Genomic DNA, 19,144 nt, shown 5'->3' with positions numbered 1-19,144 from the left:
GATATACCTTAAAATTTCGCCGTAAAGCCTAAGCGAAAGCTGATCGGTTCCACCGGATGAAAATGGAAATCATCCACCCCGGCAAGGCTTTCACCGGGCAGGCGCGATGGGTAGAAATAGGTAATGCCATCGTCTTTACGGTTCAACAGGTTGAATACTTCCGCCTGGAAACTCAGGTTCTGGGTCACCTCGTAACCGAGTAGGGCGGAGACCAGCAGGGTGGCTTCCGAACGGCGGCCGCCGCTTTCATCCAGGGAGCGCGGCCCGAAATAGCGGAGCCGGGGGCCGCCAAAAAAACCGCCGTGGATATTATGCAATGTCGTTCCGGCGGCGATCACCGTTTCTATCGAGTTCGGGATGTGATTGCCGATGCCCGGTTCGTGGTCACGGAAACGCGCACGGGAGACGCTGACATCGGCATCGAAAGTGATCCAGTCGGCGGGGGAGTAATAGTTGGCGAATTCAAGTCCGTAGCGGCGGCTCGGGCGGCTGGCTTCGGTGGTTCCCGCATCCCCGACAAAGACCAGTTCCGAATCGAGATCCAGCCACCAGAGCGCCAAGGTGCTTTGCAATCCCTTCAGCCAGGTCGAACGTAAGCCGATTTCCGCGCCATAGGTCCGTACCAGGGGAGAGGCGCGATCGACGGCTGTGCCGCTGGCCGGGTCGATGCGGGTGTTGATGCCGCGGGCATCGTTGCTGTGATAGCCGAGGCCGCCATTGAGATAAAATTCCGTTTCCATCCAAGGACCTAAGACAACCCCGAGTTTTGGGCTTACCAAACCGTCATAGCGCTCTCCGGTATTTTGACTAATATTGCTCTGGCTGACGTCAAAGCGAAAGCCGTCGAAGCGCACCCCCGTGCTGGTACGCAGCCAGCGATTCCATTGGGTTTTATTTTCCGCATAAGGGCTGAGACTGGTCACCCAGAGAGTGTCTTGGCGAGTCACCGCGTATTGGTTTTGGGCGTGCGTCTTGGTTAACCCGTTTTGAATGTTGTCGTTACGCAGTTGTAAGCCCAATGTCGTTTCGGAGTCGATAGCGCCCCATTTATGGAACCAAGTGTGGCTGCCCTTGAAACCGGTCGTCCAGCGATCATCGGGCTGTCCGAACTGGTCGCCGCAGGTATTGAAAATGGCGGGATCCATTTTTTCGCCCGGCGATGAGGGCAAGCCCCTGCAACCTTGGGGATTGTTGACCTCATTGTTATCCAGAAAGAAGGTAAAGTTCGAAAACAGATTCAGCGTGGAATAAATGCCGTAAGCCATTAACCGGGTTTCACTCCGGTCGTCCCGGCGATGCCACTCCCCGGTCACGCTGTAACGCTGGCTATGGCCGCCATCGGTCGGGTCGATGGCGCCAAACCGGCCTATCATTCCCTGGTCTACCGCGCGCCTGGCGATCTGATCGGTGGACCGCCAGTCGGCCTTCGTCGCCATGCCGGTGAGGCTCCAGCCACGATCGGTAGCCTCTCGGCTATAGCGCAACAGGCCGTTGAATTTCAAATAGTCATTGCCTACGCCCCATGGGCCGTTATTGTGAACGGTTTCTCCGGCATACAATAAATGACCACCGCCCAGCTTTTGAGACCCCGCCGCCAGTCCCCGGTAGTAATCAAAGCTGCCGCCAGTAAACTTGAGAAGCTGCCGGGGCAGGTCTCTAACATAATGGATGTTGGCGGAGCCGGTACTGGCGAAGTCGCCGTTTTCGGCATAATAATTGCCTTTTTTATATTCCAGCGTTTCGATTAACTCGGGAATGAGGAAATTGGTATCGGTCCAACCTTGGCCGTGCGAATGAGATAACTGGTTGACCGGAACGCCTTCAATCTGGGTCAGAAAATCGGTGCCGTGGTCGAGGTTGAATCCCCGCAAGAAATATTGATTGGCTTTGCCTTCGCCGCTGTGCTGAGTCGCGATCAGGCCGGGGACGGTTTCCAAAACCTCGGCCGGCCGAGTGATCGGTCGATATTGAAGCTGGGCTTGTCCCACATTGCCTTGCGAGGCGCTGTCGGCAATGCCTATTTGCGAATCGGCCCGCTCCGTCACGACGATTTCATCAAGCTCTACACTCTCTTTTTTACGAGTTTTCGATTCAGCTTCTATGACGGCTTCATTGGCCTCAACAGCGGCATTATCCTTTTCCCGAGCATGAACGCTGCTGCCGAGAAAACAGGCAGCCATGAAAATCACCAGGCGAGCGGTCAGTATGCCTGCACCGTGCAGCAGCAGCGTCGCCAGCATGAAACCCAAAGCGAAGGAAACGAGGCCGGCCGAAGCGGGCATTTCCTGGCCGTGCGCGTAGCCATGGAAAAAGGCGAAAAAACCGACGATGAATAAACTGACAGTGGCCCGGAAACGGATTTTTCGGACGATCAGCACGCCGAAAACGAGTACAGAGAACAAAATCATCGTTTCCGCTCCCGGCACGGATAGGCCCATCACTCCAGCAAGACCGCCGAGACTCATGACGCCGACAAAAGCGAGCGGAAGCTGCCAAATAGTCCGGCCCCGCAGTTGCGCAGCCCATATACCGACCGCCAGCATGGCCAGAAGATGATCCCAGCCATGCAGGGGATGATTGAAGCCGTCGGCCCAACCGTTCATACCGCTACTGCCCGTATGAGCCTGAACGAGAGTAGGTGCTAACCATAACGCCAAAAGAAACAGCGCTCTGCGATGGATTATGTTATTTCGGCAGGGCATTGGATAATCTCCTGAGAGTTTGCTTACAACCTTCCCAACAAGCGCGCCAAGAAAACCAAATAGGCCAGTTGCAAACCTGGTATCGAGCTTACAGCACATTGGAAATTTGGGCAAGATTAGCGGCGGCACGGCGCGTGAATGTGGTTAAGGCGTCCGCCCGGTATAGTATTTCAACGCCCAAAAGCGTGGTCGTAGTTGGTCTTTGACCCTTCGCGAACAGCGTTTACGGTTCGTTAAGCTGTTGAATGATAATCCTGGACTCAATTCCCTACTATCAGAGCGTCTGCAGTCCGCTTTGAGCTTGCCGTAGTCCTTGGACGATGGATCAAATTCAGGAAGCCGAGACAGGCCGGGCACTTTTCCCGGCCTGATAGCGCGTTGATATGCCGGCGGATGTGATAAAACTGGGATTACAATTACAACGCCGTATCGACCAGAGTAATCGCACTAAGCGCCTAGAAAAAAGTCAGCTTGTAAATCCCCAAATCCTTCGCCAATTTCATCGATGGCCTGTTCCAGTTCATCTGGCGTATACAGTTTGAATTTGAGCCATTCATATTTCATCTTGTGCCAAAGTAGCTCAATCCGATAAAGCGATGGCCATCAAAAACGCAAAACACCACAGCCCATTGATGCCATTGATGCTCTGCCACCATTTCGCCAGGACTAACTGGCCCGACGACAGCAGGGCCCCGATCACATTCAGTCGCCGTCCCCGTTTCGCCGTGATGGCATGGGGTTTGCCCTTTTTCGTCCAGGCCGACCGATTCGGGGGTTGCGGTGTGAACCCGGCTTCGTCGACATAAGCGAGCTCGATCTCACCAGCCTTCGCTTGGACGATGAGCTCGGCTATGTCGCGTTGGGCTTGCTCGAAACGTTCGGGATCCCGCTTTTTTTTAAACTGTAGCGCGTCCGTTTCCACACATACCCCATCCGTTTCAGTTCGTTACGCAAGGTATTGGCGCCGAGACGAATGCCGCCTTCGGTTTCCAGACGGTCGACCAATAATACCCGGCAGGTTAACGGTTCGGCCTCGATCTACGCCTTTAACCGCGCCCGGTGTTCCTCATTCAATTTGCAAGGGGCGCCGCTGCGCGGTTGATCGGGGAGACTGGCGAAACCGGCTTTGAACCATTTGCGCCGCCGTTCCCGGATCGTCTCCGGCAACACCCCTTGCTTTTCCGCCACATCGAATGTCGTCTTCCCTTCGGCGAGCAGCAGAATCGTTTTGCCCGCTTTCGTTCTCGCCAGTCGCTGCCTTTCTTAATCAAGTTTTGTAACAACTCTCGTTCGGCGTCGGTCAGCTCAACACGGACAACTCGCATTTTCTTCCTGGGCTATCGGGGGTAAATTCTTAAATTTTATACGCAAGCCAACTTGCTTGACAGGACCAAGCGTATAAAACGAGCCATTTGCAGAGATAACGATTCGGTAGCCTAAATTTAACATAATATACATACTCTGTCTGTTAGATTTGCTTCGGCTTTAGTCGGGTAGGTCGTCCATATCATCAAAGCTAACAGGAGGCCTGCCGCGATTCCTGCCTTTTTTCCGAGGGCTTTCCAAGCCTCTTTTACACTGCCTTCGCTCCGGGCCATTGCCGCCGCAATTAAGACCTCTCCGGGTTCAATCTCTAACAAATCAGCTACTTTTACCGCTGTTTCGTCGGACATTAGCCCGCGTTTTCTGATTACTGAAATTGTCGATTGGTCAACCTTCATGGCTTTTGCGACTTTGTAATCACTCCCGAGTTTTTCTTTTAAATCATCAAGATAGTTAATAATTGTTTTCATAGTCGACTCCATTGAATGACGTTTCGATAACTATAGTCTTGACATTGTTCAAAGCATAGATAATCATTATGTCAAGCATGACGTTCTGTCATGTATTTTCTCAGCCACATGGAGCCCAAACCATGAATTTCAAGAAAACCGACGTTGCTACCGTCCTTTCCGTTTTTGTTTCCGAATTTTCTGATTATTGCAATCATGCCTTGATTGGTGGTTTTTCTCTTTTTGATGATTTGTTCTTTGCTGAGAATTGCTTACGTCGCGAAGCCGACCGCATGAAGCATTATGTTCAGGGCGTTGTTCGCTTCCTGATTCAAACGAATAATGCTGAACCGGGTCAATACGATCATTATTTTGAGCTTATTGACTCCGTTCTCGATGCCACACTTAAAACTTTGAAATCCGAACCGGACGACTTTGGGCGTCCCTCTGCCGGCGCGTCCGGTGCTGCTGTAGGGCAGGGGGACAATTCCGAATGCAATGAACGCAATGAGGGTTTGGCCGTTTCTACCCATGAAAAAACGGCCATTTCTGACCACATCCCGGATGATGCTTACACCGTCGATCACGTAGAACCCGATCCAGACGCCTGCCCCGACTGCTACGGCACCGGCCTGGACTTCACCCACCACGCCGATTTCTGCCATTGCGTGAGCTGCAAAATCACGCATCAACCGGGCAATGCTGCGTCGTCGGCTCTCTTCAACCAATCATCGTTTAGGGCAGGGATCATGGGTACTTACCGTGAAGAACTCGAATCCCTTCTTACTCGATGCCCTAACATCAAAACTTGGGACCATATTCGCGTCGTTGCCTTTAAAACGGTCCTTAAAGAATCTCTTTCTGCCCTTAAATCTGTCCATTCTTCAGAGGCCAAATTTAAAAGCTTTCTCGTCGTTTTATCTGGTTATTACGAGGATTCAGCGGGGCATAACTCATGATCCTGCATACCCCCAAATCTCTGTTTACCGAAGAACAACGCCAGTCCATCCTCTACGGCCCTTTCTTCAATGGCGTGGACGTTCCCCTGAAGTCCCTTCTTCAAGTCAAAATCGAACAGTCTTGGGCCAGAGAACAGGCCAGACGCCAAGCCGCCGCATCGGGAACCAAGGTGTAATCTCGTGTTGATCGACTGGATCACCGCTTACGTTTCTCTCGAAACCATCGGCCAGGAGCACTGGGAAAAACTCCGCCTCCTGACCGAACGCGTGATTCGCTTCAAGCCGTCCGACACCTCCCACGACGCGGACGATTGCTACTTCCTGATCGACCGTGATACCGTCGTTTACGAAACTGCCGCCTGGGAATCCGTCCGTTCCGATTCCCATCAAATTGCTTTCCGCGTCGGTTCTGATGCGCTCTGGATACAAGGCTCCCCGGCCCGCGTGTGCGGTTCCGGCGATGCCGTATTCGGCGAAGGGGCCGCTGCCGCGCTAGACCTCTCCGGCTGCGTTCATCGGATGGCGGCTTTTGTCTCACAAAAGCTCGCCATTCCGCTTTTTTTCGAAGACAAGGATTGGCACGTGACCCGGATCGACCTGACCGGCAATTTACTGCTCGACTCCGTCGATGATGTCCGCGAAGCCTTGCGTATTCTCCGTAACTGCGAGGGTGGCCGCTATCGCGTCAGCCAACAGGCTGGCGATACCGTTTACTAGTCCCATTGTTCCCGCCTGCGGAGTGGCAAAGCCTACGCCAAAGGTCCCCATATTCGCCATCAGCTCAAACAAGAGAATTATACCGGGCGCATGTACACGCTTGATGAACAAGCCCTCTTAGACCGCCTCCTTCGCCTGGAGCTAAAACTTGGCGCACAGTGGATACGGGAGCGCGCCGGCGTTCCGTGGTTTCGCTTGAACAAACAAGACTTAACTGATGAATGGGAAAGCTACTTTTTCCGCATGATTGGAGCTGCTGACATGCACACGAACGACGACGTAAAAGAACGCATCTTGGCGGCGGCCAAGACCGAAGGGCGGGGAAAAGCCGCTTATCTGTGCTTCCTCTTCATCCAGGAACATGGATGGGAAAGAGCAAAGAGCGAATACCCTCATAACACATGGTATCGCCATTTACGAGTGATCCGCGATGCCGGCCTCGGCGATGCCGACATTGCCGCCGGTAAGGTGGTCCCCTTGCGTCGCCGTATTATCGAATGCCAGAACGTCCAGTCCTGGCCTCATCTTTTTCAACTCGCTGCTTAGGAGCTGCATCCATGCCACGCATACAAGACATCAAAATCCTCGATCTTGAGGAAACCACCTATTACGACCGCGACGACAGAGACAAAAAAAATCCGCTGCCGGGTTGTATCGTCACGGCCAAGTTTCAGGGCGAAAAATTGCCATTCACCGCCACGCTGAAAAAGGAACATCTCGAATTAGGCGTTCATCGTCAGCTTGACGACATGCGCGGCATGGGCAAGTTCGTGACCATGAACCTCGGGGCCATGTCCGGGGATCGGGGCATTACCTGGTTTTTTCCCAGCGAAGGGCGGGGCGGCGTCAAGCCTGTCCTGCAACCGGTTGCTAAACCGGATTCGCTCGGCAAGCCGGATGACAAAAAGGTCCAAGCATTCATGGGCGGTAAAACGGGCACCACCGGTTAAATCGTCATGTACCTCTGCTTACATCAAGCCTCCGGCCTTCTAACTGCTACCGAAGTCGCGGCACCGATCGATTGCCCGGCCTCGGACTTTTTGGCTGTCAATTCGACCGTCCTGGCCGATACGCTCACGATGTCGCAGTTGTTCCAATCCTATTTTGCCTTCGATCCGGCTCTTTTCGAGTCGCTCGTAGGCTATTCGATCCTGTCGTTTATCGGCGGGCTTGCCATCGGTCTGGTCATTAAATTGATGCAGACTGTTTAACCGGGGGTCTCCCCTCTACTTTGGAGTCATTATCATGAAAAAACTGAAACAAGCCTTTTTTAACCGTTACGCTGCCGGTGCGGCCTTACTCGGCGCTACTGCGGCGTCGCATGCGGACATGTCCTCTGATATCTCGGCAGCATTCACTGGCGCGACATCTAATGTCACGCTGGCCGCTGGCGGTGTCGTTGCCTTGGTGGCGGTCGTGACTGGCATTTCCTTGATTGTCAGCTTGCTCCGCAAGTAAACTCATGTTAACCACGGTCATCATATTGGCTTCTGTCATAGCTGCATTCTCGGCGGGGCTGTATGCGGGCCGTGGTTAAATTCTTTTTGGCTTTTGCTTTTTTGGGGTTTTCTACCTTAGTTAGTTCCAGTACAATTTTCGAAGCTATGGCTAGTTGTCGTGCCCTTGGGCCTGTGTGCACGCCTGTGAGTCAGGTGCCCGGATGTCCCGTTAATGCCGGTACTTATACTAATTATCGGGCAATTTTGCGCTCCCCTTCTTACCCTACTAGTTGTAGTGGTTATGGCTTCTATACCTATAGCGAGGACTGTCCTGCTGGTAAGACGGCCAATTTTTTGACCGGTCAGTGCGAGTATGCGTGTTCTGATGGTCAGGTACATAATCCTGGTGGTGATGGATGTATCGATAAGCCGCCCGATTGTTCGTCTGAGCAAATTGCGCAAATGTGCGGCGGTAGTATTTGTACCGGCACTTTTCAGCCGCCTACTTTGTGTTGGCTTTCCTCTGCCTCTGCGCCTGCCGGTTGTGAATCCGGCACCAAATTTACCGAAGGCTGTCCCCAGGTTTGCGGCCCTGGTCAAACGGTTGATCCTAACACACATGCTTGCCTCGATCCTACCTGTCCCGATGGGCAAACTTATGTTAATGGCTCGTGTAAGACAACTCTGACTTGTAAGACTGGATTTGTCGCCAATTATACGACCGGCGCTTGCGAGTTCAATCAATGCCCGGACGGCTATACGACCGGTGCGGTGAACGGTCAAATGTATTGTGCTAAGCGATTGCAAGGCACAGTTCAGAAGAACGAGCATAAGACCACTCAGGAAAATTCTACCGTCACAACAAATTCGGACGGCTCGATCTCGATCCAGACTACCACTGATTCGGATGCCTCTTCGACCTCAGACGTTGATATTGATACCTCCGGGCTGGCTCAGGAAGAGACTATGCAAGGGGTTGAGAAGGGTATTAAGGGGTTGTCCCAGGGGGACGGCAAGGGAAAGGGCGCGCCTGGTAACGGCGCGTTTGATCCGTCCGTACCGGCTGCGGCGTCCGCTGAAGCTGAAGCTGAATTCAATGCGGCTTTGGCGGCGGCCAAATCCGGGTTTTCATCGTTATTTGCTAATATGCTGCCTGCCGGGGGCGGGGAATTGCCTATTATCGATATTGGCACCATCAAGGGCGTTCCGGTCGTTATCGACATGAATCGTTATGCCGGTCAGTTGGCCATTATCGGTAATGTCATGGTGTTTGCCGCGTTGGTGTTCGCTGTCTATATTGTGCTGGGGTGAACGTATGTCCGTAATTGTCGATGTGGTCAATGCGGTTGTTGATGTTTATGATCTGGTTCAGGACTTCATTACTGAAGGGATTTATAACCTGCTCACTCAATTTACTGCCTGGTTCATAAAATGGGTCACTGTTGCATATTGGAAGCTCAAGCTGGCCGCTCTACAGTTCAGCTATGATGTTGCGATGCAAATGATGGTTGACCTTCAGCTTAGCCAATATCTACAGCTATTTTTTGGCGCGTTGGATAGTCGTGTCGCGTCCATGTTGCAGTTCTTTCGGATTCCTGAGGCCATTAATATTGTTGTCAGCGCCTTTTTCACGAAATTCGTTTTCCGTTTCTTTGGCTTCTGATGGCTACCTCTATTCATCATGGCCCGCCTGGCTCGTATAAGTCTTTTACCTTGGTTCAGCGTCGAGTCATCGACGCGCTGAAGTCGGGCAGGGTGGTGATTACCAATATTCGCGGTTTGACCTCCATCGATCGCATTCGCGATCAGTTTGAATCCGAAGATATCAAAATTCCGGATTCCGCCGATTTGCTTTTTGTGAATACCGAAGTCGATGAAGGCCGCCGTCTTATGGCCGGTTGGTTTCACTGGGTGCCGCTTCGGGCTTTGGTGATCATTGATGAGGGGCAACGGATTTACCCGGACCGTCGCGATTTTAAGATGGAAACTCTCGATCAGCGCGTTGTTCCGTTGGGCTTTCAGGTACAGGACATTGAGATTGAAATTTCGGATGACTATACTGGCAATCGGTATATCGTGCGCCGTCCTGAAGATGTCTTTACCGCGTTCGACATGCAGCGACATTTCCAATGGGATGTGTTTATCTCGACGACCAACATTGCCAAGATCAAGGCCCCGATCCGTGAAGTAGCCGAAACCGCCTATCGGCATAAATCGCTGTCCGGCAAGCTCCCCAAGCCCTTAGCAAAGCTGTTTGGCTTCTATCAGACGTGGTATGAGTTTCAACACGATCCCGAGAACTCGGGCAAGCTCGCCTCAAATCTTATAGGCAAACCTAGGAAATACAAAGCCGATGAACGAATCTTCCGCTGCTACCAATCCACCGCCACCGGCGAACATACCGAAAGTAAAGCCGATCAAAGCATCTTGGGCGATTCGAAGCTCAAGCTATTGGCGGCTGTGCTCATTCTGGCTTTGGGAAGCTTGGTCTACAATTTCGCGACCTATGCAGAGAATCATAAAAAGCCTGGTCTTCAGCCTGCTTCCTCCGCTCCGGCATCTGCTTCGTCTGCTTTACCGTCTCCTCGGTCAGATTCTCCGCTTGGCCGGAGTGATCCTGTTCCGTCTGGTCTCGCTGCTGATAGTCATGTACATCAGCGGCAAAACCTTGATTTTTCTGCTGAGCTAGGATTCCAGGTATTGTCTCTCTCATATCGATCCGCTTACGATCCTTCCCATGATCGCCTTGAATTTCTGGCTAAAACCGCCGAAGGTGATCTTTATACGCTTTCGATGCGTGAGCTACGTGCTCTGGGTTTTCAGGTTGCGGTCCATGGTCATTGCACGCTATTTTTGCTCCGCTCGGACGGCGTATCCCGTTCTGTCCCGTGTTACCCTCCGGCGGATGTGCGCTGCCGTACCTTCGTTGACGCGTCTGACCTGGTGATTCGTCGCGATTGTCGCAAGCGTCATGAACCAGATTCTTCACCGCCCCAAAACGCTTTGGTTGCCTCGGCCTCTTCTTTACTGGATAGAAAACCTTAACCCGTTACGTAAAATAATTATCGTAACGTAACAAATAATTATTGACTTATTTATTGTAACGCGTTACAATAAATTTAAATCAAGCTAAAGGGGGTTTTTATGATTGATCATCTCGACAAACAAACTGTTGATCTTTTCCAAACCGCTAAACGTGGTCGCGGTCGGCCTGTGACTGGTCAGGCCATGACCAACGCCGAACGCCAAAAGCGTTATCGTCAATCACTTAAAATAAAAACCGTTACCGTAACGAATAATCAAGATACTGATGATACTGACTGGCAGAGTAGGGCGCATGCCATTCAGTCCGAACTCGATACACTGCGTGATTATTTGACTCGCCTGGAAGGTTGTGTGGATCGTCGCAACACGATTATTTCTGACTTGCGCGGGGAAATGGCACTAATCAAATCACAGTTGAGCCAGCTAAAGGGCCAGTTGACCAAATGCCGTAACGAAAACCGACTGTTACGCTCTAAAATACAGCATCTTGAATTACAGGCCGATGTAAATAAATTATGAAAGCATCCAACTACGAAACCGATTTTTACACCTGGACTCAGCAACAGGCGGCTTTACTGAAAGCTGGTCGCTTGTCTGAAATTGACGTTGAACACCTGATCGAGGAAATTGAAACTATGGGACGAGCTGAAAGGCGCGAATATGAAAGTCGTCTGTTTGTGCTGTTGCTGCATTTGCTTAAATGGCAATATCAGCCGGTGCGCCGTGGTCGGAGTTGGTTGTTAACGATTAAAGAGCAGCGGATTCAATTTGTCGAGGTTGTGGATGAAAATCCCGGCTTAAGACCGCAATTGCCTATGATTTTGAAATCAGCCTATCGTTTGGCTTTGGTTCGAGCGGCCAGGGAAACCGGACTGGATGATTCGACGTTTCCCGTAGAATGTCCCTGGACGATGGACCAAATTACCGATCAGACGTACTTTCCGGGCGGCGATGCTTGAGCCGTGCGTTATCGAGACAGGAGTCGAGACAGGCCGGGCGCTTTCCCCGGCCTGATAGCGCGTAGTTTGCCTCCGATCGGAGTTGTCCACTTTTCCCCGCGCGTAACTGGGAGACTAAGCCCGATGGTCTCTAGCCGTGCTTAGGCTTTCGATCCTCCCAGTCTTTGATCCCCTTGACCCCCCTTTCTTGATCAACCGCCGTTCGCCGCTGGGCGGTGTGCACACCTTGATGCCTGCAGGCAGAACGCCCTTTTCGGTTGATGCTTTTTACTCGCTCAGCTTTTGTTTTCTTTGTCTACCTTGCCTGCTTAGTGCTAATCGGCATGGCAGGGTCCGGGGCCGCCAAGCCCCGGCGGGTTTGGGCTGCAAGGCCCAATTCAAACGCCGAAGGCGGGGCGCGCGATAGCGCACATTTACTGATTTCTGTTACCTGCTGGGTAATATTTATTCCGAGCTCGTAACAGCCGTTACTCATTGATCGTTATAAAGCCTGGACAAGTAACAGAATCTCCGGTGAGGGGAGGAATGAGCGAGCGCCAGCGAGCGAATGACGACCGAACCGGAGAGTGCCCGTACCTGTAACACGGGCACTTTGTACCACGGGTGGTACAAAACGGTATTTTTACACCCTTAAGCTCAGTGGCTTTTTTCTTTCGTAAAGCCGGGGTTAAAGCCGGGGCTTACCCGGCTTTTTTTGCTTGTTTCGCTTCCCATCGCTTTCGCGCACGCATGAAGTGATTCGCGCAAAAGATGCGGGTTTCATGATCCTGGATATCAAAGCACTGTTCCGGTTTCCGGTACGCCTTTTTGAAGTCCGCCATTGTATGGACTGCTTCGTTATAGGCTTGGGTGCCGTTTTCGTAGGCGATTTGTTCGCGTGTTTTCGGAATGAGCTTGCCGGCCAGATTGGCCAGAAACAGAAATTTCTGTTCTTCGGCTTTGCTGTTCAGGTAGATCAATCCGCCGCCGGCGGCGGTGAGGATCACGACTGCGGTTAAAATGCCCAAAATGACTTGTGTAAATGTTGACATGCTGACCTCTATGTTCAGGATATTTTTTACCTCGAATCCAGTATAGAAGTCTTTTTTAATTCTTAAAGTCTAAATTTTGATCTTTTTAACATGCGTCTAGCAATGCTGCGGCCTCGCGTCGTCGTTTCCACAAGCTTATCCACCAAAACGGTGCATAACCCGCGCCACGTTCTGAGCTCTTTCAGCTCGTCCCTGAGCCTAAACACTTCCTCGGCACGCTCCCGGTGCTCTAAGATCATTTCCGGCGTCCAGCGCGGAGCTTTCCGCGCCGCAGGACGCCACGGCTGAAGGTCCAGCCGTCCCAGCTGTCATGTCCAACGTGCTTGTGGTCCCACAGCTGCAATAGCCGCTCGGCCATCAGTGGCGCGCCGTCCCGGTCCCATTGTTGGATTTCTTCGACCGATACGCCCAACAGCTCGGCCGCACGTTCTTCGTTCAGGCCCACCGTATGCCAGCGAAGATGGTAGAAGGTGGATTTTGGTTTGCGGCCGCGCTTCTTTGCTTTGGTTTCGGTCATGGCTTTTTATCCTGATAAAAAATCTCAGGATAGCTAATAACGTTTTTTGTAATACAATTTTACATAATATACATTATGCGAAGTCGTTATTATGGCTGGCAGAGTTGGGAGTATTTGCTATAATCGAACTTTTACCACGTCCGGCATAAGGTTGGTTTGAACGCCGAACGTGCGGCCGAGGTACTCGACTGTACAATCGTCGAAGTCGAGGAATTCGACATCAAAGGCGCTCCGGTGATGGGCGCACCTTTTGTTGTTATGAGATCGGAAGCACGTCGGCGTCGAGGGCTGGGACGGCTGGCTGGTTTTGCGCAAGCGCTTCGATAACAGCGCACTCTCAGGCCGGAAAAGCACCTGACCTGTCTCGATGACGATCGGTTAAGCCGCTTCCATGGTGATATGCACCCGGCGACCGAGTGGTAGCCCTCATGAGATCTTGGTAACGTTTGGCGGCCAGGTCGATATCCCCGCTTGGCGGTAGCCCGGCTTTTTTCCAGGCAGGAGTGAAGCACATAGACAACCTGAAATAGATCACGTGAAAAACGTCGGCATCGTCAGCGATACGAAGTTCTTCGACGCCCTGCCCTACGCTACGATCAGCATCGGTTGAAGTTGTCAGGCTGGTGGCCGCTCTTACTTGATCGTTTCAACGCTGATCTTCTTGGGCTTGACCTGTTCGCGTTTGGGAATTACGATTTCGAGCACACCGTTTTTAGATTTTGCGCTGATCGCTTCGGCATTGGCGGTATCAGGCAGGCTGAAGTGGCGGTAGAACGAGCCGTAGGTCCGCTCGACGCGTTTATAGCCTTCCTGCTCGGTGCGGGCTTCGCTTTTCTTCTCGCCTTTGATCGTCAGTACGCCGTGTTCCATGCTAACGTCGATGTCTTCGGGTTTGATGCCCGGAATGTCTGCAAACAGCACGAATTTCTCGGCATCTTCTTTAATGTCGACTGCCGGCGTCCATTCGGCGGTCGCGATCGATCCTTCGCCCGAAGCGCCTTCATGCGCGCGTTCGAGCTCGCGTTGCAGTTGATTCAATAAACTCCACGGTTGATAATGATAAGCCATTGTTTCCTCCTCGTTGATCAATCAAGCTGATTATGAATGACGAACCGGATTTCCGGTTTCGTGTTATTACAATTCGTGTTATTACAATAAGGTTTGATAGTTAGTATTTCAAGAGGCAATCCGTAAGGCGGAACGCGTCAGCGGTTCCGCCGTGGCAAGTTCCTTCACAACGCTCACGTATGCCGTAGAGCCGATTTATGAGAATTTCAGTCGACCCGACCTTCCGAGCTCCATTGGCAAGAGCCGTGTGCGGTAGTGCCGCTCGCACCGATCAGGACGAATCCTCTGACTTTCGCGGTGCTGGTGGCGATCCTGTTCGGTATTCGGTTGTTCTACCGGCTGAACGACGCCAGGAAAACGGACGTTAAGCGGTATAAGGAAAAAATTGTCGAGAACTCCTTCTTACATGAAAAACATCACGTATAGGTAAAGTATAACCATCGGAATCACGATCAGTTTGATTTTTTCGAACCGCGTCAATTCTCGCCAGTATTCCATGGCATCGAAAGGGTGCTCGGTTCGAAACTCGCTCCAGGCGAGCCGGCTGCGGCGATATAGATGGAGAAAGTAACGCCCCATCCTGTAGAGAAGATAACTGCCGATCGCCAACAGAACATAAAATACGATCGTCTGCGTCGAGTGCAGATCGGTCTCGAACAAGTGCTCGATCACATGGTCGAGCACCATCTCGACGGACTCGAACAAGATATGGCTGAATTCGACAAAATGATCGAATAAAAAACCCAGGATATTCGTCGTCGTATCGAAAACGACATCCGGAAATAATACGATCAGCGCTAAACTGATCAGCACCCAAATTTTGAGATATTTCCATCTTTTCGAAGGATTCACGCTTTTGTCTCCCGGAGCCAGTGATTTTATCCAACAATAATCGTAGCTGCCCTACTTCGTAATAATCCAGCCCTTCCATATCAACATAACCTTTAACCCACACCGGCCCTGGCATTTCTGAATATCCGCATCCAGGCGCCGTATTCGCCCCAGTCGCCGGGATGCCAGGAGTTCTGCACCGTTCTGAAACAGCGTTCCGGATGCGGCATCATGATCGTGAAACGGCCGTCCCGGGTGGTCAGTCCGGTGATGCCGAGCGGCGAGCCGTTCGGGTTGGCGGGAAAACTTTCGGCTGATTCGCCGTAGTTGTCGACATAGGACAGCGCGACGATCTGCGCCGCAAGGGCCTTGGCATGGCCCTGTGGGAACTCGGCACGGCCTTCGCCGTGCGCGACCGCGACCGGCATTCGGGAACCCGCCATGCCGTTGAAAAAGATCGACGGCGACGGCAGCACCTCGATCATCGCGACCCGCGCCTCGAACTGCTCCGACCGGTTGCGCATAAAGCGCGGCCACAGTTCCGCGCCGGGAATGATGTCTTTCAGTCCGGACATCATCTGGCAGCCGTTGCAGATGCCCAGGCCGAAGGTATCGGGGCGGTTGAAGAACGCTTCGAACTGTTCGCGCGCACGGGCATTGAACAGGATCGATTTGGCCCAGCCGCCGCCGGCGCCGAGCACGTCGCCATACGAAAAGCCGCCGCAGGCGACAAGGCCCTTGAACACCGACAAATCGACGCGCCCCGAGATGATGTCGCTCATATGCACGTCGATGCTGGCGAAGCCGGCGCGGTCGAACGCGGCAGCCATTTCGACGTGGCCGTTGACGCCCTGCTCGCGCAGAATCGCGACTTTCGGCTTCGCGGAAGCAAAAATGAAAGGCGCGGCGACATCGTCGTTCGGATCGAAAGTCAGCTTGACGTTCAGGCCCGGATCGTTGTCGTCCCGGATCCGTTTGAACTGCTGCAGCGCGCAGTCCGGATTGTCGCGCAACGCCTGCATCCGGTAACTGAGCTCGGACCAGTGCGACTGCATCTCGGCGCGCGATGCCTGATAAACGATACGGCCGTTATGGATCATGGTCAGCTGCTGGCGTTCGACAACGCGGCCGATGATCCGGCTGACTTCGCCGAGGCCGGCCTGTTTCAACGCGTCCAACACATCGTCCGCCTCGCCGGTCCGGACCTGGATTACAGCCCCCAGTTCTTCGTTGAACAAGGCCGACAGCAGATCGCCGTGATCGTCCAGAATCAGTTCCGCGCCGAAGCGGCCCGCAAAGATCATTTCCGCGACCGTGGCCAAAAGGCCTCCGTCCGCGCGGTCGTGGTAGGCCAGAAGCTTGCCTTGCCCGTTCAGGTTCTGTATCGCTTCGAAAAACGCTTTCAGCAGGGCCGGATCGTCGAGGTTCGGGCTCGTGTCGCCGAGCTGCCGGTAAACCTGGGCCAGCGCCGAGCCGCCGAGGCGGTTTTTGCCCCGGCCGAGATCGATCAGGATCAGCACGCTGCCGTGCGCCTGGCAGCAAAGCTGCGGCGTCAGCGTCTTCCTGATGTCGGTGACCGGCGCGAACGCGGTAACGATCAAGGACAGCGGCGCGGTCATCGTTTTTTCGCCATCCGCGTCTTTCCAGACCGTTTTCATCGACAACGAATCCTTGCCGACCGGTATCGCAATGCCCAGCGCCGGGCAAAGTTCCATCCCGACCGCCTCGACCGTGTCGAACAGTGCCGCATCCTCGCCCGGAAAGCCGGCCGCGGCCATCCAGTTGGCGGACAGTTTGATGTCGCCGAGCTGGTCGATCCGGGCGGCGGCGATATTCGTGATTGCCTCGCCGATCGCCATCCGCCCCGAAGCCGCCGCATCGATCACCGCAAGCGGCGTCCTCTCGCCCATCGCCATCGCTTCGCCGGTTTCGGCATAAAAACCCGAAGCCGTCACCGCGGCATCGGCGACCGGCACTTGCCAGGGGCCGACCATCTGATCGCGCGCGACCAGGCCGGTCACCGAACGGTCGCCGATATGGATCAGAAAACTTTTGTCCGCGACCGCGGGAAACGACAGCACGCGCCTGATCGCTTCGCCGAGCTCGATGCCGCCAAGATCGACCGGCTGCAGCGCGGGCTTTTGCCGCTGTACGTCACGATGCATCCTGGGCGGCTTCCCGAACAAGACCGACATCGGCAGATCGACCGGCACATCGTCGAGCAGGCTGTCGTCGAGTCGCAGTTGTTCTTCTTCGGTCGCGGCGCCGATTACCGCATATAAGCAGTGCTCGCGTTCGCAGAACGCCTGGAATTGGTCGAGCGACTCGGGCCTAATCGCGACGACATAACGTTCCTGCGCCTCGTTGCACCAGATCTGCATCGGCGACATGCCGATGTCGGCGTTATTCACCTTGCGCAGCTCGAAGCGTCCGCCGCGCTCGCAGTCGTGGATGATTTCGGGTACCGCGTTCGACAAACCGCCTGCGCCGATATCGTGGATTGAAACAATCGGCGAATCCGCGCCGAGCGCGTTACAGTGGTTGATCACTTCTTGGCAGCGGCGCTGCATTTCCGGGTTTTCGCGCTGCACGGAAGCGAAATCGAGGTCTTCGGAGCTTTCGCCTGAAGCCAGCGACGAGGCCGCGCCGCCGCCGAGACCGATCAGCATCGCCGGCCCCCCGAGAATGATGATCAGGGATCCTGCGGGAATCGGCTGCTTGTTCACCAGCATCGGCCGGATCGAACCCATTCCACCCGCGATCATGATCGGCTTGTGATAGCCGCGGTAATTGTTCTTATCCGCACCTGGCGCCGGTTGTTCGTAGCTGCGGAAATAGCCGGCCAAATTCGGGCGGCCGAATTCGTTGTTGAACGCAGCCCCGCCGATCGGGCCTTCAAGCATAATGTCGAGTGCGGAGGCGATGCGCGAAGGCTTACCGTGGTCTTCTTCCCACGGCTGTTCATAACCCGGCACTTTCAGGTGCGATACCGAGAATCCGGTCAGGCCGGCTTTCGGGGTAGAGCCACGGCCGGTCGCGCCTTCGTCGCGGATCTCGCCGCCGGAGCCGGTGGCGGCGCCCGGATGCGGCGAAATCGCGGTCGGGTGATTGTGGGTTTCGACCTTCATCAGGATATGCGCGTCTTCCTCGATGTAATCGTAAAGGCCGGTTGCGGGATCGCGGCGGAAAACCCGGTTGTTGCAACCTTCGATAACCGACGCATTATCGCTGTAGGCGGACAGAATGCCGTCCGGATGCTGCTGGGTCGTATTGCGGATCATTCCGAACAGGGTTTTTCCTTCCTGTACACCGTCGATCGTCCAGTGCGCATTGAAAATCTTGTGCCGACAATGCTCGGAATTCGCCTGCGCAAACATCATCAGCTCGACGTCGGTCGGGTTTCTGCCCAAGCTCTCGAATGCGGAAACCAGATAGTCGATTTCGTCTTCCGACAATGCCAGGCCCAGGATCCGGTTGGCCTGCACCAACGCCGGCTTGCCTTCCTCGACGATCGCGACGCGCTGCAACGGCTGCGGTTCGTGCTTGCCGAACAAATCCGGCGTGTGGCCGCCGTAGCACACGCTTTGCGTCATCCGATCGTGCAACTGGGCCGCCAATTGCCGCTGCACGGAATCGCTCGGCGCCGTGCCGGCTTGCAGGCTGTATTCGATGCCGCGTTCGATCCGGTTGACCGATCCCAGGCCGCAACGTTGCGCGATTTCGGTGGCCTTGCTGGACCACGGCGAAATCGTGCCGGGGCGCGGTACGACCACCAAGCGAATGCCTTCTTCGGTAATATCGGCAGGACCCGAACCGTAATCCAGCAGTTGCTTCAGAATGCTTTGCTGGTCGTTCCGCAGATCGCCCTCTTGATCGACGAAATGCACGAAGCGCGCCGACAAGGAATAAATTCCCGGTTCGACGGCCTGCAAATCGGCGAGCAGTTTGGTGATACGGAAATCGGAAAGTGCAACGGGACCGGGAATGATTAGCATGAATCGATAGAATGAAAAAAGATGAAAACTTAGAAGCGAGGTATGCCTGCGAAAACAATCCGGTTCAGCCATAGCGTACCGATTTCACGGCTCCCGACGTTCGTGAGTA

At 53.9% G+C, this 19,144-nt stretch carries 22 protein-coding genes and 1 pseudogene; 14 read left to right on the top strand and 9 right to left on the bottom strand.

Annotated features, from left to right (window positions below):
- Window positions 1–8: 8 nt before the first annotated feature.
- On the bottom strand, window positions 9–2,801 hold the full coding sequence (locus METAL_RS10145; protein ID WP_245549340.1) for a TonB-dependent receptor domain-containing protein: 2,793 nt from the start codon (window positions 2,799–2,801) through the stop codon (window positions 9–11).
- Window positions 2,802–2,886: 85 nt separating this feature from the next.
- On the opposite strand from METAL_RS10145, the pseudogene METAL_RS22130 reads away from it, so the two are divergent.
- Window positions 2,887–3,012 (top strand): annotated as a pseudogene (locus tag METAL_RS22130) (DUF29 domain-containing protein); the annotation flags it as partial.
- Window positions 3,013–3,282: 270 nt separating this feature from the next.
- On the opposite strand, the gene METAL_RS10140 reads toward METAL_RS22130, so the two are convergent.
- The gene (locus tag METAL_RS10140) at window positions 3,283–3,624 is read right to left on the bottom strand and encodes a transposase (protein WP_005372048.1); all 342 of its coding nucleotides are present in this window, start codon (window positions 3,622–3,624) and stop codon (window positions 3,283–3,285) included.
- Window positions 3,552–3,707 (bottom strand): hypothetical protein, encoded by a 156-nt coding sequence (locus METAL_RS22125; protein ID WP_245619782.1) that lies wholly within the window; start codon window positions 3,705–3,707, stop codon window positions 3,552–3,554. Before METAL_RS22125 ends, METAL_RS10140 begins: the two co-directional genes overlap by 73 nt.
- A 54-nt stretch (window positions 3,708–3,761) precedes the next feature.
- On the opposite strand from METAL_RS22125, the gene METAL_RS20740 reads away from it, so the two are divergent.
- Window positions 3,762–4,052, top strand: coding sequence for a hypothetical protein (locus tag METAL_RS20740; RefSeq protein WP_213069358.1), 291 nt, complete (start codon window positions 3,762–3,764; stop codon window positions 4,050–4,052).
- A 92-nt stretch (window positions 4,053–4,144) separates the two neighbouring features.
- On the opposite strand, the gene METAL_RS10135 is transcribed toward METAL_RS20740, so the two are convergent.
- Entirely contained in the window at window positions 4,145–4,495 is a 351-nt protein-coding gene (locus METAL_RS10135) for a hypothetical protein (RefSeq protein WP_005372047.1), read from the bottom strand.
- Between the two features lie 122 nt (window positions 4,496–4,617).
- Here METAL_RS10135 and METAL_RS20735 point away from each other — a divergent pair, with 122 nt between their 5' ends.
- From METAL_RS20735 to METAL_RS10075, 12 genes are all read left to right on the top strand, one after another.
- Complete coding sequence (locus METAL_RS20735) at window positions 4,618–5,433, top strand: hypothetical protein (protein WP_005372046.1); 816 nt, start codon at window positions 4,618–4,620, stop codon at window positions 5,431–5,433.
- Complete coding sequence (locus METAL_RS10125) at window positions 5,430–5,609, top strand: hypothetical protein (protein WP_005372045.1); 180 nt, start codon at window positions 5,430–5,432, stop codon at window positions 5,607–5,609. Before METAL_RS20735 ends, METAL_RS10125 begins: the two co-directional genes overlap by 4 nt.
- Window positions 5,610–5,613: 4 nt before the next feature.
- Window positions 5,614–6,150, top strand: a complete 537-nt coding sequence (locus METAL_RS10120; RefSeq protein WP_005372044.1) for a phage/plasmid replication domain-containing protein — start codon at window positions 5,614–5,616, stop codon at window positions 6,148–6,150.
- 90 nt (window positions 6,151–6,240) lie between these two features.
- Complete coding sequence (locus tag METAL_RS10115; RefSeq protein ID WP_005372043.1) at window positions 6,241–6,696, top strand: hypothetical protein; 456 nt, start codon at window positions 6,241–6,243, stop codon at window positions 6,694–6,696.
- Between the two features lie 11 nt (window positions 6,697–6,707).
- On the top strand, window positions 6,708–7,100 hold the full coding sequence (locus METAL_RS10110; RefSeq protein ID WP_005372042.1) for a hypothetical protein: 393 nt from the start codon (window positions 6,708–6,710) through the stop codon (window positions 7,098–7,100).
- A gap of 6 nt (window positions 7,101–7,106) precedes the next feature.
- Entirely contained in the window at window positions 7,107–7,361 is a 255-nt protein-coding gene (locus METAL_RS10105; protein ID WP_005372041.1) for a hypothetical protein, read from the top strand.
- A gap of 34 nt (window positions 7,362–7,395) precedes the next feature.
- Complete coding sequence (locus tag METAL_RS10100) at window positions 7,396–7,608, top strand: hypothetical protein (protein WP_005372039.1); 213 nt, start codon at window positions 7,396–7,398, stop codon at window positions 7,606–7,608.
- A 62-nt stretch (window positions 7,609–7,670) separates the two neighbouring features.
- The gene (locus METAL_RS20730) at window positions 7,671–8,900 is read left to right on the top strand and encodes a hypothetical protein (protein WP_157203463.1); all 1,230 of its coding nucleotides are present in this window, start codon (window positions 7,671–7,673) and stop codon (window positions 8,898–8,900) included.
- Between the two features lie 4 nt (window positions 8,901–8,904).
- Window positions 8,905–9,252, top strand: coding sequence for a DUF2523 domain-containing protein (locus tag METAL_RS10090; RefSeq protein ID WP_005372033.1), 348 nt, complete (start codon window positions 8,905–8,907; stop codon window positions 9,250–9,252).
- Window positions 9,252–10,634: a zonular occludens toxin family protein gene (locus METAL_RS10085; protein WP_005372032.1), complete on the top strand. Its 1,383-nt coding sequence runs from the start codon at window positions 9,252–9,254 to the stop codon at window positions 10,632–10,634. The genes METAL_RS10090 and METAL_RS10085 overlap by 1 nt, the downstream gene beginning before the upstream one ends.
- A gap of 99 nt (window positions 10,635–10,733) precedes the next feature.
- Window positions 10,734–11,153: a hypothetical protein gene (locus METAL_RS10080; protein ID WP_005372030.1), complete on the top strand. Its 420-nt coding sequence runs from the start codon at window positions 10,734–10,736 to the stop codon at window positions 11,151–11,153.
- A complete protein-coding gene (locus METAL_RS10075) occupies window positions 11,150–11,593 on the top strand; it encodes a DUF29 domain-containing protein (RefSeq protein WP_005372028.1) in 444 nt (147 codons plus the stop codon). Before METAL_RS10080 ends, METAL_RS10075 begins: the two co-directional genes overlap by 4 nt.
- Window positions 11,594–12,273: 680 nt before the next feature.
- On the opposite strand, the gene METAL_RS10070 is transcribed toward METAL_RS10075, so the two are convergent.
- From METAL_RS10070 to purL, 5 genes are all read right to left on the bottom strand, one after another.
- The gene (locus METAL_RS10070; RefSeq protein WP_005372023.1) at window positions 12,274–12,624 is read right to left on the bottom strand and encodes a hypothetical protein; all 351 of its coding nucleotides are present in this window, start codon (window positions 12,622–12,624) and stop codon (window positions 12,274–12,276) included.
- Window positions 12,625–12,859: 235 nt separating this feature from the next.
- Window positions 12,860–13,141: a hypothetical protein gene (locus METAL_RS10065; RefSeq protein WP_005372019.1), complete on the bottom strand. Its 282-nt coding sequence runs from the start codon at window positions 13,139–13,141 to the stop codon at window positions 12,860–12,862.
- Between the two features lie 633 nt (window positions 13,142–13,774).
- Window positions 13,775–14,209: an Hsp20/alpha crystallin family protein gene (locus METAL_RS10060; RefSeq protein WP_005372018.1), complete on the bottom strand. Its 435-nt coding sequence runs from the start codon at window positions 14,207–14,209 to the stop codon at window positions 13,775–13,777.
- 402 nt (window positions 14,210–14,611) lie between these two features.
- Window positions 14,612–15,061: a hypothetical protein gene (locus METAL_RS19950; protein WP_005372017.1), complete on the bottom strand. Its 450-nt coding sequence runs from the start codon at window positions 15,059–15,061 to the stop codon at window positions 14,612–14,614.
- A gap of 92 nt (window positions 15,062–15,153) precedes the next feature.
- Window positions 15,154–19,035, bottom strand: coding sequence for a phosphoribosylformylglycinamidine synthase (gene purL, locus METAL_RS10050; protein ID WP_005372016.1), 3,882 nt, complete (start codon window positions 19,033–19,035; stop codon window positions 15,154–15,156).
- Window positions 19,036–19,144 lie beyond the last annotated feature (109 nt).

Source organism: Methylomicrobium album BG8, from assembly GCF_000214275.2.
Taxonomy (GTDB): Bacteria; Pseudomonadota; Gammaproteobacteria; order Methylococcales; family Methylomonadaceae; genus Methylomicrobium; species Methylomicrobium agile.
This window is presented reverse-complemented; position numbering and strand designations above follow the sequence as displayed.

Excerpts from the sequence above, each read along its gene's own strand:
- METAL_RS10105 (WP_005372041.1), top strand. The coding sequence starts at position 7,107 with ATGTACCTCTGCTTACATCAAGCCTCCGGCCTTCTAACTGCTACCGAA.
- METAL_RS10085 (WP_005372032.1), top strand. The coding sequence starts at position 9,252 with ATGGCTACCTCTATTCATCATGGCCCGCCTGGCTCGTATAAGTCTTTT.
- METAL_RS20735 (WP_005372046.1), top strand. The coding sequence starts at position 4,618 with ATGAATTTCAAGAAAACCGACGTTGCTACCGTCCTTTCCGTTTTTGTT.
- METAL_RS10125 (WP_005372045.1), top strand. The coding sequence starts at position 5,430 with ATGATCCTGCATACCCCCAAATCTCTGTTTACCGAAGAACAACGCCAG.
- METAL_RS10060 (WP_005372018.1), bottom strand. The coding sequence starts at position 14,209 with ATGGCTTATCATTATCAACCGTGGAGTTTATTGAATCAACTGCAACGC.
- METAL_RS10070 (WP_005372023.1), bottom strand. The coding sequence starts at position 12,624 with ATGTCAACATTTACACAAGTCATTTTGGGCATTTTAACCGCAGTCGTG.
- METAL_RS10115 (WP_005372043.1), top strand. The coding sequence starts at position 6,241 with ATGTACACGCTTGATGAACAAGCCCTCTTAGACCGCCTCCTTCGCCTG.
- METAL_RS10110 (WP_005372042.1), top strand. The coding sequence starts at position 6,708 with ATGCCACGCATACAAGACATCAAAATCCTCGATCTTGAGGAAACCACC.
- METAL_RS10075 (WP_005372028.1), top strand. The coding sequence starts at position 11,150 with ATGAAAGCATCCAACTACGAAACCGATTTTTACACCTGGACTCAGCAA.
- METAL_RS10080 (WP_005372030.1), top strand. The coding sequence starts at position 10,734 with ATGATTGATCATCTCGACAAACAAACTGTTGATCTTTTCCAAACCGCT.
- METAL_RS10090 (WP_005372033.1), top strand. The coding sequence starts at position 8,905 with ATGTCCGTAATTGTCGATGTGGTCAATGCGGTTGTTGATGTTTATGAT.
- METAL_RS20730 (WP_157203463.1), top strand. The coding sequence starts at position 7,671 with ATGCGGGCCGTGGTTAAATTCTTTTTGGCTTTTGCTTTTTTGGGGTTT.
- METAL_RS10135 (WP_005372047.1), bottom strand. The coding sequence starts at position 4,495 with ATGAAAACAATTATTAACTATCTTGATGATTTAAAAGAAAAACTCGGG.
- METAL_RS10065 (WP_005372019.1), bottom strand. The coding sequence starts at position 13,141 with ATGACCGAAACCAAAGCAAAGAAGCGCGGCCGCAAACCAAAATCCACC.
- purL (WP_005372016.1), bottom strand. The coding sequence starts at position 19,035 with ATGCTAATCATTCCCGGTCCCGTTGCACTTTCCGATTTCCGTATCACC.
- METAL_RS10100 (WP_005372039.1), top strand. The coding sequence starts at position 7,396 with ATGAAAAAACTGAAACAAGCCTTTTTTAACCGTTACGCTGCCGGTGCG.
- METAL_RS10145 (WP_245549340.1), bottom strand. The coding sequence starts at position 2,801 with ATGTGCTGTAAGCTCGATACCAGGTTTGCAACTGGCCTATTTGGTTTT.